The organism is Ursidibacter sp. B-7004-1 (assembly GCF_053654055.1).
Genome location: NZ_JBSIUP010000029.1, coordinates 1 through 17,568 on the forward strand (window position 1 = coordinate 1; position 17,568 = coordinate 17,568).

Genomic DNA, 17,568 nt, shown 5'->3' on the forward strand with positions numbered 1-17,568 from the left:
AAAGGCGAACGCGGCGACAAAGGCGAAACTGGTGACAAAGGTGCAACCGGAGATAAAGGTGAAACCGGCGACAAAGGCGAACGCGGCGACAAAGGTGATACCGGTGATAAAGGTGAAACCGGTGACAAAGGTCCTACCGGTGATAAAGGCGAAACCGGTGACAAAGGTCCACAAGGTGAGCCAGGCATCCAAGGTCCACAAGGTGCGCCAGGTGTAGACGGTAAGGACGGCAAAGACGGTCAAGACGGTAAAGCTGGCGAACAAGGTGCTCAAGGTGCCCAAGGTATCCAAGGTGAACAGGGCGAAAGAGGTCAAAAAGGCGAGCAAGGCGAGCAAGGTCCTCAAGGTGTCCAAGGTGTTCAAGGTGCTGAAGGTGCCAAAGGTCCTCAAGGTGACAAAGGCGAAAAAGGCGACCGTGGTGACAAAGGTGAGAAAGGTGAACGTGGTGAACAAGGTCCTCGTGGCTTGCCTGGTCCAAACGGTGGCGAAAAAGGTGAAACCGGTGATAAAGGTGAAACCGGTGATAAAGGTCCAACAGGCGACCGTGGTGACAAAGGTCCGCAAGGCGATAAAGGTCAGCCAGGTGAGCAAGGCATTCAAGGTATCCAAGGCCCGCAAGGTGCCAAAGGTCCTGACGGCGAGAAAGGCCCACAAGGTGAACAAGGTATCGCAGGTCCTCAAGGTCCTCAAGGTGAACCTGGTGTAGATGGTAAGGACGGCAAAGATGGTAAAGATGGCGAACAAGGCCCTCAAGGTATCCAAGGCGTCCAAGGTGATAAAGGTCCTACTGGCGACAAAGGTCCACAAGGTGAGCAAGGTCTGAAAGGTGAAACCGGCGACAAAGGCGAACGCGGTGATAAAGGCGAACGCGGTGACAAAGGTGAAACCGGTGACAAAGGTCCTCAAGGTGAACGTGGTCCTGGCGGCGGTCCTAAAGGCGACCAAGGTGAAAAAGGCGACAAAGGTGAAGACGGTCAAGACGGTCAAGACGGCTTTAGCCCAGAAGTTAAAGTCGATGACGACAATCAAGGCACCAAAACTATTACCATCACCGATAAAGCTGGACCGAAGTCGTTTACCGTAAAAGATGGTAAAGACAGTAACTCAATTAAAAACGTCTTAATCAAAGGTGTAGGCACCGCTGATGTTGAGGGTGTTATTAATGATGGTGTTGTTGAGTTAGATCTACGAAATGTTGATCATGGTGTAGTTACCGTAGGTACGGTTAGAATTGATGCTAATGGCATCAATGCTGGTGGTAAGAAAATTACTAATGTTGCGGAAGGTACTGCACCAACAGATGCAGTGAATGTAGCTCAGCTTGAACAACGTATTGGAACTGTAAATACTCGTATTAATAAGGTTGAACAACGTGTCGATGAAGCAAATGCTCGTATTAACAAGGTTGAACAACGTGTTGATACAGTAAATACTCGTATCAACAAAGTAGATAAACATCTGCGTGCGGGTATTGCTGGTGCGAATGCAGCTGCAGGTTTACCGCAAGTGTATGTTCCTGGTAAATCAATGGTAGCGGCTTCTGCTGGTACATTTAAAGGTCAAAGTGCGGTTGCAGTAGGTTACTCTCGTGCATCTGATAATGGTAAAACAATCTTTAAACTTCAGGGTAACGCAAATTCTCGTGGAGACTTTGGTGGATCTGTTGGTATTGGTTACCAATGGTAATTAACTATCTATGATTAGCTAGTTAGTAAAAGTAGTAAAATTTAAAATCTGTATCCCAAAAGTGAATATTCACTGAGTAGGATGCAGATTTTTTTTATGAGCATACAGCTTTGAGATATAATGGGAGCAATTAAGTATTTTGGTGAGAGTTATGATGAAAAATAGATGGTTATTTCTTTCCGCATTAAGCGGATTTTTTTGTATTGCTTTTGGGGCATTTGCTGCTCACGGTTTAGAGAAAACGCTTGAACCCAAAGCATTAGAGTGGATTGATACAGGGTTAAAATACCAGATGTTTCATACCTTAGCGTTGCTAGGATTGGGATTGTTTCAAGTTGCAAATCTAGGGCAGAATCCCCCCGCTTGTAGAGCGAAAGCCTTTAATATTATTGGTGGCAGTTGGGTATTGGGTACACTCTTTTTTAGTGGTAGCTTGTATCTTTTAGCACTTGGGGCTAGCCGTATTTTTGTTTGGACAACGCCAATTGGCGGTACGATTTTTCTGATTGGCTGGGCAACACTTGCCTATATTAGTGTGAGAAAACCTAAATCTTAATAAGTAGTAGAATAATAAAATGAATAAATTAGCATTACTATGTCGAGCAGGTTTTGAGAAAGAAGTTGCTGGCGAAATAACTGATAAAGCTGCCGATCTTGGTATTTTTGGCTTTGCAAATTTAAAAGAGCAGAGCGGTTTTGTGATTTTTGAATTTTATCAGCCAAACGAAGCGGATCGCCTCGCTCAAGAATTAAAACTCACAGAACTGATTTTTGTCCGTCAAATGTTTGTAGTCGGTGAATTACTTCAAGACTTACCTGAAAAGGATCGTATTAGCCCTATTATTGAAGTATATCAAGCGATTAACCCAATTTTAAGTAGTGATATTGTGGTGGAAACGCCTGATACGAATGAGGCGAAAGAATTACTGACCTTTTGTCGTAAGTTTACTGTGCCATTGCGTACTGAACTCAAAAAACAAGGGTGGCTAGGAGCAAAAGAGAGCAGTAAAAATAGTGTTAGCTTACATATTTTATTTATAGGTTCGGGTAAATGTTATGTTGGTTATGCCTATAATCATAATCGCTCGCCATTTTTAATGGGAATACCCCGTTTAAAATTCCCTGCTGATGCACCAAGTCGTTCTACCTTAAAGTTAGAAGAAGCTATTTTGAGTTTTATTCCTGCAAGTGATGAGAAAAAACGGTTAAACGAACAGATGATCGGGGTCGATCTTGGGGCTTGCCCCGGTGGTTGGACATATCAATTAGTAAAGCGTGGCTTATTTGTTTATGCAGTCGATCACGGGAAAATGGCAGAAAGTTTACACGATACGGGGCGTATTGAGCATTGTTCGGAAGATGGTTTTAAATTCCAACCACCAAAGCGTAAACAGATCGATTGGTTAGTTTGTGATATGGTGGAACAACCGATGCGTATTGCTAAATTAATTGCCAAATGGCTTGTTAATGGTTGGTGTCGAGAAACGATATTCAACTTAAAACTGCCAATGAAAAAGCGTTATCAAGAAGTCAAACTTTGCTTAAATTATTTGGAAGAAGAGCTTAATAAACAAGGTTTTTGGTTTGCTATTCAGGCTAAACATTTGTATCACGATCGTGAAGAAATTACCGTACATATTGCGGTAATGGGGAAATAGTAAAAGTCAATGAAACATTTAACACATTGTTTCATTGACTTTTAATCGGTAATAACTATTCTGTTGCTGAAGGCTCTAAAGGTTTATCTAATTTAATATCTGTTACAATACCTTTTGCATCAAAATAAACCAATAATGTATGCTGAATTGGGTCATTGTGTCCTTCACGTTTAATAAACACATAATCCCAACGATTATCAGCAAACATATCTTTTAATACAGGCGTGCCTAATAAGTATTGCACTTGCTCTTTATTCATTCCAACTTGAAGTTGAGAAACTTTATCTTGCTCTAAATAATTGCCTTGTGGTACGTCAATTCGGTAAACCACTTTTTTTACGGTTGAACAGGCACTAATGCCTACACTTAAGAGTAAAATAGCAACAAGAGATTTCATTTTCATAATCCTAACCTTAATAAGTCTCAAAATTGGGTAAATCATACCGAAACTGTGTCAAAAATGCCATTATTTATTACGAGTAAGCTGATCGCGTAAATTGGCAGGCAGTCCTTTGATTGTTAAAGTATCATTTAGTTCATCCCAGATAATACGTTGTGATAATAACTCGGCATCAAAGCTAATTGTTACCCCTTTTCCTGAACCTGAATATTTAGTGAGTGTTTTCAACGCATTGCGTACAGGAGGAATATTTTCTTCTAATCCATACTCTTGATTTTGTGTAAATGTTGCAAAATCTTGTTCATTAAGAGTAGGTAAGGCTGCAGAAAGTTCTCCAATTGCAATCTCTTCACCACTATTGAGTTGTCCTTTACAGTAATCAAAAACTTGCTTTTTCACAGCTTGAGTTTGGCTATTATTTAGTTCCCCTTGTTCACAATAATCACTAACAGCTTGTAATAATGTCTGGTTTTGTAATTGTGGATTTAACCCTTCATCTGCACTAAGAAAATCCATAAAGAAATCTGCAACTTTTCTACCGACTCTACCTTTAATAAAAGTAAGATAGCGATTAGATTGTGCATCTAATTTCAATTCGGTGAGATTGATTCGGCAAGCAAGATCATATTGGGTAATTTCTAAATATTCTGTCCGTTTTACCTCAAGTTGATCATCGACTAAAATTGAGCTACGGCTATCAATTAAGCCGATAAATAAATATTCAGTGGCTAAGAATGTATAACGGCATAAGATAAAAGTACCGCCTGATGCGAACGGGTATTTGGCTAATTCATTCGCTAACATTTTTGCTGCACTATGGCTAAAAGGTAAAAAGTCAGTTTCTTGTTCTAATAAGCGATTAAGTTGTTGAGCAAAAACGGATTCTGCTCTAAATATACCATAGGCTTTTGCTTTTCCTTGATAGGTCTGATGTAGCTGTAACATCATCTGTTCAGCTTCTGGTGTAATGGATAATAAATTTTCACGCAATACGGTATTCAGTTGCGGTGGTTCATCTTGGGTTTGGTGAAGTTGATGTAATACGATTTCGGTAACTGTAATGCTCATAATAATCCTTGTAAGCGGTGAGATATTGTAAATTTTTGACAAATTTCATCTCTATGATTATAAGCTATTTACAAATGATGAAAAACCTTTCAAACTCTAGTTGGAATTTTTATTCACTTTAGAGAGGAAATAACAATGACAAAAGTAATTCATACTGAAAATGCACCAAAAGCAATCGGTCCTTATGTTCAAGCGGTAGATTTGGGGAATTTAGTTCTCACTTCGGGTCAAATTCCTGTTAATCCACAAACAGGCGATGTGCCAGCTGATATTGTTAAACAAGCTCGTCAATCACTAGAAAATGTGAAAGCTATTATTGAGCAAGCGGGTCTAACGGTTGCTGATATTGTGAAAACAACCGTTTTCGTGAAAGATCTGAATGACTTTGCAGCAGTAAATGTTGAGTACGAAACTTTCTTTAGGGAGAATAACCACCCAGCATTCCCTGCTCGTTCTTGTGTAGAAGTAGCTCGTTTACCAAAAGATGTTGGTATTGAAATCGAAGCGATTGCGGTAAGAAAATAAGGAACCACTAAAAATAAGGAACAATAATGAAAGTGATTAAACCAACGTGGTCTGTACCTAACAACATTCACGCTTTTACGACTGTAAGAGAAGGAGGGGTAAGTTTACCACCTTTTGCGAGTTTTAATTTGGGCGATCACGTGGGTGATGATCCTTTATTGGTTAAACAAAACCGCCAAATTCTAACCGAACAAGGCGGTTTACCTCATTTTCCTATCTTCCTTACTCAAACCCACAGCACCAAAGTACTGCGTATTCCAGCGGAAAGTACGGACTTAAATGCTGATGCGGTTTATACCAATCAACCAAATCAAGTTTGCTTAGTAATGACCGCAGACTGTTTACCTGTCATTTTTTGTAGTCAAGATGGAAAAGAAATTGCAGCAGCACACGCAGGTTGGCGAGGTTTATGTGATGGTATTTTAGAAGCTACTGTTAAAGAATTTGCTTGTAAACCATCACAAATCACCGCGTGGTTAGGACCTGCTATTGGTCCAACAGCATTCCAAGTTGGTCAAGAAGTTATTGATCAATTTTGTGCCGTTGATCCACAAGCTAAAGATGCTTTTATAGCTGATGAACAAACAAGCGGTAAGTTTCTCGGCAATCTTTACCAAATTGCGACACAACGCCTTAATAAGTTAGGTATTACACAGATTTCTGGTGGTGATTTCTGTACTTATTGTGATGAAACACAATTTTTTTCCTATCGTAGAGATCAGCAAACAGGACGAATGGCAACCCTGATTTGGCGAGCAGAATAGCTTATCTATTTTTAATGTGGGAGCGTTAAATGTAATGTTCCTACACTTCTCTCAAAAGATTTCACCATTCAAAGCATTTCATATTCTCAATTTTCATTCGTTGCAGTTAGTGGTACAATCTCCAACTATTTTTATTAACTGATAGAAGACTTATGAGTCGTACAAAAAAAACACGCCGAATTACCGATATTATGCCTGCAAGAAAGGTAGATAAACCTTTTGAACAACCAAAAGCTAGACCCTCTAAAAGTCGCAAACCAAGTCGTTATGAATTGGATCTACAAGCTCGTGAAGAAAAGAAAAAGCGTAAACATAAAGGATTGCCGTCAGGTTCTCGTGCTAATGAAGGGCTAGAGCAGAAGAAAGCGGTTACAAAAGAAGTTAAAGATCCTCGAATTGGTAGCCGTAAAAAAGTGCCATTAATGGTGGAATTTGTAAATCAGCCAGAAAAAGGTAAAACCATTAAGCCTGTAATGTTAGAAGTGGAAAAACCACGTCTTTCACCTGAGTTAGAATTAGAGCAATTAGAAAATAATGAATGTCTGAATCAATTATTAGATGATTTAGAAGCAGGCAAAACATTATCTGTTGAAGATCAAAAATTTGTTGATGAATGTTTAGATCGTGTCCACGAGTTAATGACCGAACTAGGTATTGAAGATGAAGAAGATGATTCTGAAGCGTTATTGCGTCAATTTGAAACAATGGATATAAATAAATTCCGCTAATTTATTAGCTAGACTACTAATGATTTCTGACTTGTTATAATAAATCGACGCCAAGCGTGGCGTCGCTACAATGTCGATATTATATTCGTAAAAAATAAATCCGAAGTAGGGACACGACGCTTCGTGTCCCCTATTTAAAATAATGACGCTTTCGTGTCCCAATTTTAAAGTAATATAGAGTTTTGCCAATGATGCGTTTTTTCTTAATTATTTTGGCTGTTTTAATCCTTATCTCAATGGCAGGTTATGCAATTTCGTTATTTATGAAATTAAATCGTCAGCAAAAGCAATTAAAACAGGCAAAAAATGCTCGTTATCTGAATATCTTAGAGAGTATAGATGTGATTGCTCGAGCAATGCTTGTTGAGCAGTGTGATTTTTCCGAAGGTGTATTACGATTAAAACCTTTACTTGATGTATTAGGCAAGAAATTATCTCAATTTCCAGCGATGTGGGAGTTATATCAAGTGGTTGAATCAATGCCTATTCTGGAAGAACGTAGAACACTTAAACGTAATGAGCGAATGAAATTTGATTTAGAGCGTGAAGCCAAAGAAGCGGAATTGGCACAACAGATTAAAACAGAGCTTCAACAGCTATTGGCTGAAATGGAGCAATTTAAACAAGAGTTGAAGTAGGTTATCAATGTCAGACATTATTTGGGATCTCAATCTCATTCAAAAATATAATCAATCGGGGCCACGCTATACTTCTTACCCAACGGCACTGGAATTTAATGAATCATACAATGATGATGATTTCCAAATTGCCGCTACACGTTACCCAGATAAACCACTTTCCCTTTATGTACATATTCCATTTTGTCATAAACTTTGCTATTTCTGTGCCTGTAATAAAATTATTACTCGTCATCAACATAAAGTAGATATTTATTTAGATTATTTAGAAAAAGAAATTAAATATCGTGCAGAGCTATTTAAAAATCGCCGAGTAACGCAAATCCATTGGGGGGGCGGTACGCCAACTTATCTCGATGAAGATCAATCTCTTCGCTTAATGGCAATGTTGCGTAAACATTTTAATGTCAGTGAAGATGCGGAAATTAGTATTGAGATGGATCCGCGTGAGATTGAGTTAGATATGTTGGATCACTTACGTCAAATTGGATTTAACCGAATTAGTATGGGTATCCAAGATTTCAATAAAGAAGTTCAGAAACTAGTTAATCGTGAACAAGACGAAGACTTTATATTTGCTTTGATGAAGCGAGCAAAAGAATTGGGTTTTACTTCTACTAACATTGATTTAATTTATGGCTTGCCAAAACAGACAGTAGAAAGTTTTCTGTTTACATTAGAGAAAGTAATTGAGCTAAACCCTGATCGAATGAGTGTGTTTAACTATGCACACTTGCCAAGCCGATTTGCCGCTCAAATCAAAATCAAAGATGAGATGTTACCACCTCCACAAACTAAGTTAGATATTTTACAAAAAACGATCGAAACTTTAGGCAAGGCAGGTTATAAATTTATTGGTATGGATCACTTTGCGAAACCTGATGATGAATTAGCAGTTGCTCAAGAACAAGGTATTTTACACCGTAATTTTCAAGGCTATACGACACAAGAAGATGCTGATTTGCTAGGAATGGGTGTATCAGCAATTAGTTTATTAGGTGATAGCTATGCTCAAAACCATAAAGAGCTAAAACAGTATTATGCTGAAGTTGAAAATCGTGGTATTGCGTTGCAGAAAGGGCTCACGATGACAAAAGATGACTGTTTACGCCGAGATGTAATCAAAGCTCTTATTTGTAATTTTAAATTAGATTACGTTCCTTTTGAGCAAGAGTATCAAATTGATTTTAAAACCTATTTTAAAGAAGATTTAGAACTACTTGCTCCATTAGTACAAGATGGTTTATTAGAAATTGGTGAAACAGGGATTAAAGTCTCACCAAAAGGGCGATTGCTTATCCGCAATATCTGTATGTGTTTTGATATTTATTCAAGACAACAAGCGAGAAGACAACAGTTTTCACGCATTATTTAATTAAACAAGCGGTGAGATTTGCAAATTTTTTTGTAAAATCGACCGCTTGCTGTTCCACAAAATGATAGGACGATATATGAAACAGCACCATTACAATTTACTTTCACTTGCTGTAATGACAGCTTGTTATAGCAATTATGCAATGGCAGAACAAGAGACAGATAAACCAATCAACCCTTTACAAGCACAATGTTTGCTTGGTGTTCCACAATTTCACGGTGAAGTCGTGAAAGGTGATCAAACTCAATTACCTGTCTATATTGAAGCCGATAGTGCTTTAATCAATCAACCTAAAGATGCAACTTATACAGGTGATGTAAATATTCAACAAGGTAATCGTACAATCTCAGCTGATCAAGTTCGAGTAGAACGAGAGGGAGAGAATAGTCGTTACGCCTATTTACAAGGCACTTTTGATTATCGTGATAATATTATCAACGCCAAAGGGCGTGATGCGACAATTAACTTAATGAGTAAAGAATCTAATTTGGCTAATGCAGATTATCAATTAGTTGGTCGTCAAGGACGTGGCACAGCTGAGAATGTATCAGTAACAGATGAACAACGCATAATGAAAAATGCAACTTTTACGTCTTGTTTACCAAATGATGAATCTTGGTCGATTGAAGCAAATGAAATGGTTCAACACGTTAAAGATGAATATGCTGAGTTATGGCACGCTAGATTTAAAGTTTTAGGTGTACCTGTGTTTTACTCACCCTATTTACAATTCCCAATTGGTGATCGCCGCCGTTCAGGGTTACTTATTCCAAATGCGGGGCATTCAAGTAGAGATGGTTATTTCTATTCTCAACCATTTTATTGGAATATTGCACCGAATATGGATGCAACTTTTACCCCTACCTATTTCAGCCGTCGTGGTTGGCAACTTAGCCCTGAGTTTCGTTATTTAACACAATTTGGTGAAGGGAAATTTGCAGCAGAATATATGCAAAAAGACCGCTTACCAGCTTGGACAGAAAAACAGAAATCTCGCCATTTACTCTTTTGGCAACATACTATTAATTTTGCAAGTAACTGGCGTTTTTCTGCAGACTACACTAGAGTAAGTGATAGACGTTACTTCTCTGATTTTGAATCAAATTATGGAAATAGTACCGATGGTTACGCCACGCAAAATTTCAAATTAGGCTACTATCAACCAAGCTACAATATCTCAATTGCAGCCAAACGATTCCAAACCTTTGATGAGTCGGGCAGTACACCATATCGAGTGTTTCCACAAATTGATTTCCATTATTACAAAAATGATCTTGTAAAAAATGGTGATTTCTCTTTCTTTGGGCAAGCTTCCTATTTTGCTAATGATAGTAAAACAATGCCGACTGCTTGGCGTTTTCACGCAGAGCCTGTAATGAATTTCCCTTTTGCAAACCGTTTTGGTAGTGTTAATTTAGAAACCAAATTATATGCAACGCAATACCTTCAGAAAAAGGGAGAAGACTCAAATGCTGAAGATATTCAGCGTAATGTAACTCGTGTATTACCACAATTTAAATTAGACCTGAAAACAACATTAGAAGCAAAAAGAAACCTTTTTGATGGTTTTGACCAAGTTTTAGAACCACGAATTCAATATCTTTATCGCCCTTACAAAGATCAATCAAATATTGGATCGCAACGTCAGCAAAGTTTAGGACTAGGTTATGATTCCGCACTATTACAGCAGGATTATTTTTCTCTTTTTAATGATCGCCGTTATAGTGGTTTAGACAGAATAGCATCTGCTAATCAAGTTACAGTAGGGGGGACAACTCGTTTCTTTAACAACCAGACAGGTAGTGAAGTATTTAACTTTAGTGCAGGGCAAATCTATTATTTATCGCCATCTAAGATTGATAATATTTCTGCCAACAGTACGACTAAACGTTCATCATCTTGGTCATTAGAATCAAACTGGAAATTCCACCCAAAATGGAACTGGCACGGTTCATATCAATATGATACTCGTTTGAAGAAAACGGCATTGGCTAATACATCATTACAATATAAATTCAAAGACAATAACCTTGTGCAGCTTAACTACCGTTATGCAAGCCGTAACTATATTGACCAAAATTTAAGTTCTAACCGTTATGGTCAAGATATTAAGCAGGTGGGTGCAGTGATAGGTTGGGAAGTGACAGATAAAGTAGGAGTAATGGCATCTCACTACCACGATATAGCATTGAAAAAACCAGTAGAAAGTCAATTAGGGATTACATATAACACTTGTTGTTGGAATGTATCTCTTTATACTGCAAGACGTTTAGTTGCAACACCAACGGGTAAATCAGATACCGTTAGAGATTTCTACTATGACAATCGTTTTGGTATTAATTTTGAATTACGCTTTGGTAATAATTACAATAGCGGAGTTTCAAAAATGCTTAAACGAGGAATTATTCCTTATACTGAAGCATACGATATTAATTAAACAGGAAAATGGTTGCTAATAATTATTTACTATGATTATTAGTAACCATTATATTTTACTTTTAGAAAATATTGATTAACCTAAAAATTTCTGAATAGCTCGAATAACGGCATCAGGTTTTTCAGCGTGAACCCAGTGATCTGCATTACTCACAACAAATAATTTTGCTTGTGGGAATTGTTCTAGTACAGTTTGGGTATCTTTTTCTTGCAGATAATCAGAAAGTTCGCCTTTGATAAATAAAGTTGGTTTATTGACTGAAACCGATTGCCAGCCCATTAGGTTTGCATAGTTCTTATGTAAGCTAGATAGATTAAATTTAAAACTTTCAGGACTTGTAGGATCAAATGATTTCAGCATAAATTGCTGAACACCTTCATCTTTTATCCCTTTAGCGATCTCAATTTTGGCTCTTTGACGATTCTCTGGTTTTGCTGACTTCACTGCAAACAATCCTGCAAAAATACTGTCGTGGCGATTAAGCTGATAAGCCACAGGTGCAATATCTATTACCACTAATTTTTCAACTAAGTTCGGGGCTAAATTTGCAAGTGCCATTGCAGTCTTTCCCCCCATTGAATGCCCAACAATAATAGCATTTTGAATAGATAAATATGTGAGTAATTTTCGCAGATCTTCTGCCATTTCCTGATAGTTCATTTCATCAGTGTGAAATGATTGTCCGTGATTACGTAAATCTACACGTAAAATGTGGTAGTTCTCTGCAAAAGCTCGAGCAATTACGCCTAAATTATTTAAGTCACCAAATAACCCGTGGATAAACACCATTGTTTGAGTTGTATTGTTTGAGTGCGATGCTTTTTGAAACTGGTAGTTGAGATAGCTTTTTTCCATTGTAAAATTCACTAAAATTTATCTAAATAATTCAAATCAGATCCTGTAAATTGGAGCTGAAATGCGTATAATGCCTAGAATTTTTTTGTAATCAAGATATTTAAGGGGAAAAGATGAAAAACATCGAAGTTGATGACGAATTATATCATTATATTGCAAGCCGTACTCAAGCAATTGGTGAAAGTGCCTCCGATATTCTACGTCGTTTATTACGTTTGCCTGAATCACCCCAACCATTTGTGCTTGTGCAAGAAAATATGATCAATGAACTCAAAGATCTCGCAAAGTTACCGAAAACAAAGAAAGTGCTAACTGATCAAGAAAAATTGATTAAACGTATAGAATTTACCCTTGCTTCAAGCCAGTTTATGGGGGAGACTAAGGTTGTTAATCGTTTTTTACAGATACTTTCAGCTCTTTATGTAATGAATCCGGAAGAATTTGCACACGCCACTGAGAATGTTCAAGGAAGTGAACGTATTTATTTTGCTCGTGACAAAGAGACGATTTTAGCGACAGGTAGTAGTGTTAAAGCTAAACAGATCCCAGACTCTCCATTTTGGGTAATTACAAATAATAATACTGAACGTAAAGGGATCATTTTAGGCTCAATTATGCAGGCAATGGAGTTACCCGAAACATTGATTGATCTTGTTAAAAATTCTTTAGCCTAGTTTTAGGTTGAGTATCAATGGCAGAATTTTTGCAATTTCCCACTGCTTATTGGGCAAGACAGCAGCCAAATGAAGTCGCTATCATCTGGAAAAAAGGCTATGTGCGAGATGAAAATTCTGCGTTATCTTCATCATCGACACTTTTTCCAAATATAGCAGAGCAAATTACTTGGGCTGAGTGGCAAAAATTAGTGCTTTCTGCCCAGTTATATTTATCCCAAATAGGAGTGAACTCTACTTCATTGGTTGCTTATCAAGGCTCTCATCGTTTAGCTGGGTTACTATGCTATTGTGCCACATTAGCAATGGGCGCTAGGCTATTACAGATTTCCCCTATGATGCCTGAAAAGCAATTAAAATCTTGTTTATTACAAAATGGTGTAGAGGTTTTGATCACCGATCATTATTTTGCAGATTTCTCTCAAGATCTTACCGCTTATGCACTACAACCAGATTGTAACCAAATAGATCACTTTAATTTGCCAGCTACTTTTACATTAACATCAGGATCTTCCGGTAGCCCGAAAGCTGTTGTGCATACCATTCAGCAACACTTAGATAATGCTAAGGGAGTATGTGAACTAATGGATTTCCAACAACAGCATTGTTGGCTATTGAGCTTACCGCTATTTCACGTTTCAGGGCAAGGTATTGTATGGCGTTGGCTTTCGGTGGGGGCGACATTGATGGTGGTGGAAGATAAGCAAGATTTCTGGCAAGGGTTAGAACGGTCTAGCCACGCCTCTTTAGTTCCTACCCAGCTGCAACGTTATTTAGCCCAACCAGAAAGAAGTGTAAAAAAACAAAAAATACTTTTAGGGGGATCTTTTATATCCAGTGAGTTGATCACACAAGCGATGCAGCAAGGTATAGAAACCTATGCTGGATATGGACTAACTGAAATGGCATCGACAGTTTGTGCAGTGAAATCGGAAAATGATAATGTTGGTCGCCCATTGTGGCAGAGAGAGGTGTTGATTGATCAAAATGAAATTTGGGTTCGAGGGGCTGGTTTAGGGCTAGGTTATTGGCTTAACCAACAGATTGTTCCCTTTGTCAATTCTCAAGGTTGGTTTGCAACAAAAGATAAAGGTTTTTGGAATAAGCAAAATCATTTAGTAGTAGAAGGGCGTTTAGATAATATGTTTATTTCAGGGGGAGAAAATATTCAACCTGAACAAATTGAAAAAATATTATTATCATCGGGGTTACTTGAGCAAGTAATGATCGTTCCAATTAGTGATAATGAATTTGGTTTTAGACCTGTTGCGGTGGTAGAATTTATCGACTTATTTAATTTACAAGCGGTCAGATTATTAGAAAGTTTTGCGAAACAACATTTAGAAAAATTCAAATTACCGATTGCTTATGTACCATTCCCATCACCTATTCAAGGTGGGATAAAATATCCAAGAAAAAAATTACAACAAGAAATCGCTTTACAATTTAAGAGAGAAAAAAATGTATAAACGAATTTTAGGGATAATCGGCTACTTATGGTTAGTGGTTGCACAACCTATTCAGGCGGTAGAAAATTTAGTTACTGCAGATGATATTAAGGTACAGTTAGATGCTTTAAAATTAAATACAAATGATGAAATGGCTCTTCTAGCAAAAAATCTAGAGGGAGCATTATCTTTTATTGAAAAAACTAAAAAACAACAAGCCGATATTGATAATTTAGAAAAGAAAATTAAAGAAGCTCCTAATACGCTTGCAAAATATCAAACAAGTATTCAACAATTAAAAGAAGAATTAGAGTCTAGTGTTAATAATTTTTTTGCTTTAAATAATGAGGCTGTTGAGAATCGACAAGATACGATTCATCAACAGTTACAAGATAATCAGACACAATTAAATGAAGTAAGCTCAAGTCTAGCAAGTTATCGTTCTGCACTAGATTTTACTCGAAAACAGATCTTAGAAAATAATACGCAAGCAGATAAATTAAATCGTTGGAAATATAATAGTCAAGCAAGTAAATCACTGATTGATAAATATAATGCTGAATTAAAATATATTGAAGTGAATAATCGTTATAACTTAATTCTAGGGCAGAATATTGATTTATTGATTTCAATTGATGAATCTCGTAAAACAGAAATCAATCTTAAACAGCAATTATTACAAAAACAACTATCTTTCTTACAGGAAGTATTAAATGCTAATCGTTTAAAAGAGTATCAGGCACAAGCCAAACAAGCTGAAGAATTAAAAGCAAATAATAAAATTGAAAACCCAATTATTCAGGAAGAATTAACTTTAAATACCGATTTAAGTCAATATCTTGTTGAGCAGACACAAAAAGTAAATAGATTATCTCAAGATAATTTAAGGGCAAAAAATGTCTTGGATGCATTAACACAAACAAAGCGTAATATTGAAGAACAAATTAGTGCTTTACAAGGGACATTAGTACTTTCTCGTGTTATTAATCAACAAAAACAAAGCTTACCAACAGATAGTGTTATTAAAGGATTGGCAAAAGATATTGCAACTTTACGAGTTGAGTTATTTGATATTACACAAAAACGAGATGAACTATATAATATTCCAAATGTTATTGAAAAATTACAAGCTAAAAATAAAACCCTATTTGATGATAATGAACGACAAACTTTAACTGATATTTTAAAAGAACGTGAGAAGATTTTAGTTGATTTAGTTAAGACATTAAATTCACAACTTAATTTATCAAATGAAATTGAATCTATTCAGCATAAAGTTATTGAATTGAGTGATTCATTACAAGATAAATTACAACAGCAGAGTTTTTGGGTACAAAGTAATAATCCAATTGATTTGTTTTGGTTAGAGACTTTCCCTAAGTTAGCATTAAAAGAAATTAGTGAGCTAACCCAATATATTGGTTTTGAAAATATTAAACAGAATTTACCATCTAAATTAGCCTTTATTTTAACTTTATTATTACTCTATGGGCTTATAATTTGGAAGAAACCAGCCATTAAACAGCGTTTAGCAAAATTAGCTAGCCAAGTTAATACCTTAAAAAATGATAGCCATTGGCATACACCTGAAGCTATGTTGTGGACAGTTGTACTGACTTTACCTGGTAATCTATTGTTTTTGATTATTTCAACAATTTTACTTTCTATATTTTTTACTAATCCACTCTCAACAACAGTGTGGATTACTGCGGTGTCAGGTTATTGGGTATTCTTTGCGACAGTACTAGAACTATTAAGGCATAATGGAATTGCTTATAGCCATTTTGGAATGCCACAGGCAAGTAATGAGATCTTCCAACGAATTATTCGTCAATCCATTTGGATTGTTGTATTACTATTAGTGGTTTCATCGCTTTTCTCTCAGGTTGATAGTATTGATTTCAGCAACGATGTTATTGGTCAAGTAATGACAATTTTGGCATTGTTACTATGTCTATTTGTAATTAGACCATTACTGGATAGGGGGATTCAAGAATACCAAAATGCAGTATTGGAAGATGGCACAAAACGCAGTGTAGGGTTATTTAAACTCTTACGTTTAGTACTATTTGTTGTGCCAGTTACATTGATTGTGTTAATTATTTTAGGTTATTACTATACAGCAGTTTATGTTATTGAACATATTATTAAGAGTTATTTAGTTGCATTAGTTTGGGTATTTGGGCGTTATTTTGCTTATCGTTCATTAACGATATCTTCTCGTAGAATGGCATATCGCCGTTTACAAAATAAACGAGAAAAAATTCGTGAGCAGGCTCAAGAATCAACTAAAGAAGAGCCTAGAGAAGAAAAGATCAAAATCTCTACGGTAAATGAGCAGATTTTCAGAATGGCAGATTTAGTTGCTTGGGTGTTGCTGTTTGTTTCACTCTATGCAATTTGGTCAGATTTAATTAGCGTGGCTTATTATCTCAATGGCTTTATTTTGTGGGAACAAGTCGAAACCACCGCAAAAGGTACTGTTGTAGAATCAATTACTTTACTGAATTTATTACGATCGAGCATTTATATTGTAATCACCTATGTATTGGTTAAAAATATTGCGGGTATTTTAGAAGTTACCTTCTTTTCTCGAATAAAGTTATCTAAGGGAACGCCACATACAATCACCGCTGTTTTAACTTATTTTATCGTTACTTTTGGCAGTATTTCGGCTTTTACATCATTAGGGATCTCGTGGAGTAAGATCCAATGGGTCTTTACCGCACTTTCAGTTGGTTTAGGTTTTGGAGTTCGAGAAATTTTTGGTAGTTTTGTATCAGGCACAATCTTATTATTCGAACGCCCAATTCGAGTGGGAGATAAAGTAACAGTAGGTGCGTTTACTGGAGTAATTAGTAAAATTCGGTTACGTTCAACAACCCTTATTGATGACGAAAATAAAGAAGTTGTATTGCCTAACCAAGCGTTTGTAACAGATCGTTTTATTAACTGGACGCTGAATAATACGATTACTCGTATTCAAATTCAGATGAAAATTAGCAACCAAAGTAATTTAGAAATGGTAAGAAAACTTTTATTCCAAGCTGCTTCAGAAGCACCAAAAGTAATGACTGAACCATCAACAAGCGTTAATTTACTGAGTTTTGGGGAAGGTTGGATAGAACACGAATTAAACGTTTATGTTGCTGAATTGGACGATCGTTCAGAAACGCGTAATTTCTTGTATCATCGTATTGATGAATTGTTTAAACAACATCAAATAAAAATCGCATTTCAGCAGGTAGATGTGCATTTGCACAATGCTAATTTACCAGAGAAAATAGCACAATTAACACAATAAGGAAGGGA

The 17,568-nt window shown here is 36.7% G+C and carries 15 protein-coding genes; 12 read left to right on the forward strand and 3 right to left on the reverse strand.

Annotated features, from left to right (window positions below; translation table 11 throughout):
* The 3 genes from ACWIW0_RS09420 to rlmM all read left to right on the forward strand — a co-directional run.
* On the forward strand, nucleotides 1-1,686 hold a 1,686-nt coding region (locus ACWIW0_RS09420), incomplete at its 5' end, for a YadA-like family protein (RefSeq protein ID WP_454453102.1).
* Between the two features lie 154 nt (nucleotides 1,687-1,840).
* A complete protein-coding gene (locus tag ACWIW0_RS09425) occupies nucleotides 1,841-2,242 on the forward strand; it encodes a DUF423 domain-containing protein (protein ID WP_454453125.1) in 402 nt (133 codons plus the stop codon).
* 19 nt (nucleotides 2,243-2,261) lie between these two features.
* A complete protein-coding gene (gene rlmM / locus ACWIW0_RS09430; RefSeq protein ID WP_454453103.1) occupies nucleotides 2,262-3,344 on the forward strand; it encodes a 23S rRNA (cytidine(2498)-2'-O)-methyltransferase RlmM in 1,083 nt (360 codons plus the stop codon).
* Nucleotides 3,345-3,399: 55 nt separating this feature from the next.
* Here the strand turns inward: rlmM and bamE are convergent, their stop codons facing one another.
* Nucleotides 3,400-3,747, reverse strand: a complete 348-nt coding sequence (bamE, locus tag ACWIW0_RS09435) for an outer membrane protein assembly factor BamE (protein ID WP_454453104.1) — start codon at nucleotides 3,745-3,747, stop codon at nucleotides 3,400-3,402.
* Between the two features lie 63 nt (nucleotides 3,748-3,810).
* Complete coding sequence (yejK, locus tag ACWIW0_RS09440) at nucleotides 3,811-4,812, reverse strand: nucleoid-associated protein YejK (RefSeq protein WP_454446592.1); 1,002 nt, start codon at nucleotides 4,810-4,812, stop codon at nucleotides 3,811-3,813.
* A 135-nt stretch (nucleotides 4,813-4,947) separates the two neighbouring features.
* Here yejK and ACWIW0_RS09445 point away from each other — a divergent pair, with 135 nt between their 5' ends.
* The 6 genes from ACWIW0_RS09445 to lptD all read left to right on the forward strand — a co-directional run bounded on the left by ACWIW0_RS09445 (nucleotide 4,948) and on the right by lptD (nucleotide 11,279).
* Nucleotides 4,948-5,337: a RidA family protein gene (locus tag ACWIW0_RS09445; RefSeq protein WP_454453105.1), complete on the forward strand. Its 390-nt coding sequence runs from the start codon at nucleotides 4,948-4,950 to the stop codon at nucleotides 5,335-5,337.
* A 26-nt stretch (nucleotides 5,338-5,363) separates the two neighbouring features.
* A complete protein-coding gene (gene pgeF, locus ACWIW0_RS09450; RefSeq protein ID WP_454453106.1) occupies nucleotides 5,364-6,101 on the forward strand; it encodes a peptidoglycan editing factor PgeF in 738 nt (245 codons plus the stop codon).
* A 152-nt stretch (nucleotides 6,102-6,253) separates the two neighbouring features.
* Nucleotides 6,254-6,829 (forward strand): Der GTPase-activating protein YihI, encoded by a 576-nt coding sequence (gene yihI, locus ACWIW0_RS09455; protein ID WP_454453107.1) that lies wholly within the window; start codon nucleotides 6,254-6,256, stop codon nucleotides 6,827-6,829.
* Nucleotides 6,830-7,017: 188 nt separating this feature from the next.
* Nucleotides 7,018-7,467: a DUF2489 domain-containing protein gene (locus ACWIW0_RS09460; protein ID WP_454446526.1), complete on the forward strand. Its 450-nt coding sequence runs from the start codon at nucleotides 7,018-7,020 to the stop codon at nucleotides 7,465-7,467.
* 7 nt (nucleotides 7,468-7,474) lie between these two features.
* Nucleotides 7,475-8,842, forward strand: a complete 1,368-nt coding sequence (hemN, locus tag ACWIW0_RS09465) for an oxygen-independent coproporphyrinogen III oxidase (protein ID WP_454446527.1) — start codon at nucleotides 7,475-7,477, stop codon at nucleotides 8,840-8,842.
* A gap of 76 nt (nucleotides 8,843-8,918) precedes the next feature.
* Complete coding sequence (lptD, locus tag ACWIW0_RS09470) at nucleotides 8,919-11,279, forward strand: LPS assembly protein LptD (RefSeq protein ID WP_454453108.1); 2,361 nt, start codon at nucleotides 8,919-8,921, stop codon at nucleotides 11,277-11,279.
* A 75-nt stretch (nucleotides 11,280-11,354) separates the two neighbouring features.
* On the opposite strand, the gene ACWIW0_RS09475 is transcribed toward lptD, so the two are convergent.
* Complete coding sequence (locus ACWIW0_RS09475; protein ID WP_454453109.1) at nucleotides 11,355-12,134, reverse strand: alpha/beta fold hydrolase; 780 nt, start codon at nucleotides 12,132-12,134, stop codon at nucleotides 11,355-11,357.
* 113 nt (nucleotides 12,135-12,247) lie between these two features.
* On the opposite strand from ACWIW0_RS09475, the gene seqA reads away from it, so the two are divergent.
* Genes seqA through mscK form a run of 3 tightly spaced genes read left to right on the forward strand, consistent with a single transcriptional unit; the run spans nucleotide 12,248 to nucleotide 17,560 of the window.
* A complete protein-coding gene (gene seqA, locus ACWIW0_RS09480) occupies nucleotides 12,248-12,808 on the forward strand; it encodes a replication initiation negative regulator SeqA (protein WP_454453110.1) in 561 nt (186 codons plus the stop codon).
* 17 nt (nucleotides 12,809-12,825) lie between these two features.
* Nucleotides 12,826-14,277, forward strand: a complete 1,452-nt coding sequence (gene menE / locus ACWIW0_RS09485) for an o-succinylbenzoate--CoA ligase (RefSeq protein ID WP_454453111.1) — start codon at nucleotides 12,826-12,828, stop codon at nucleotides 14,275-14,277.
* The gene (gene mscK / locus ACWIW0_RS09490) at nucleotides 14,270-17,560 is read left to right on the forward strand and encodes a mechanosensitive channel MscK (protein WP_454453112.1); all 3,291 of its coding nucleotides are present in this window, start codon (nucleotides 14,270-14,272) and stop codon (nucleotides 17,558-17,560) included. Before menE ends, mscK begins: the two co-directional genes overlap by 8 nt.
* Nucleotides 17,561-17,568: the final 8 nt, after the last annotated feature.

Coding starts and splice junctions, on each gene's coding strand:
- ACWIW0_RS09425 (WP_454453125.1), top strand. CDS start 1,841: ATGAAAAATAGATGGTTATTTCTTTCCGCATTAAGCGGATTTTTTTGT.
- rlmM (WP_454453103.1), top strand. CDS start 2,262: ATGAATAAATTAGCATTACTATGTCGAGCAGGTTTTGAGAAAGAAGTT.
- bamE (WP_454453104.1), bottom strand. CDS start 3,747: ATGAAAATGAAATCTCTTGTTGCTATTTTACTCTTAAGTGTAGGCATT.
- yejK (WP_454446592.1), bottom strand. CDS start 4,812: ATGAGCATTACAGTTACCGAAATCGTATTACATCAACTTCACCAAACC.
- ACWIW0_RS09445 (WP_454453105.1), top strand. CDS start 4,948: ATGACAAAAGTAATTCATACTGAAAATGCACCAAAAGCAATCGGTCCT.
- pgeF (WP_454453106.1), top strand. CDS start 5,364: ATGAAAGTGATTAAACCAACGTGGTCTGTACCTAACAACATTCACGCT.
- yihI (WP_454453107.1), top strand. CDS start 6,254: ATGAGTCGTACAAAAAAAACACGCCGAATTACCGATATTATGCCTGCA.
- ACWIW0_RS09460 (WP_454446526.1), top strand. CDS start 7,018: ATGATGCGTTTTTTCTTAATTATTTTGGCTGTTTTAATCCTTATCTCA.
- hemN (WP_454446527.1), top strand. CDS start 7,475: ATGTCAGACATTATTTGGGATCTCAATCTCATTCAAAAATATAATCAA.
- lptD (WP_454453108.1), top strand. CDS start 8,919: ATGAAACAGCACCATTACAATTTACTTTCACTTGCTGTAATGACAGCT.
- ACWIW0_RS09475 (WP_454453109.1), bottom strand. CDS start 12,134: ATGGAAAAAAGCTATCTCAACTACCAGTTTCAAAAAGCATCGCACTCA.
- seqA (WP_454453110.1), top strand. CDS start 12,248: ATGAAAAACATCGAAGTTGATGACGAATTATATCATTATATTGCAAGC.
- menE (WP_454453111.1), top strand. CDS start 12,826: ATGGCAGAATTTTTGCAATTTCCCACTGCTTATTGGGCAAGACAGCAG.
- mscK (WP_454453112.1), top strand. CDS start 14,270: ATGTATAAACGAATTTTAGGGATAATCGGCTACTTATGGTTAGTGGTT.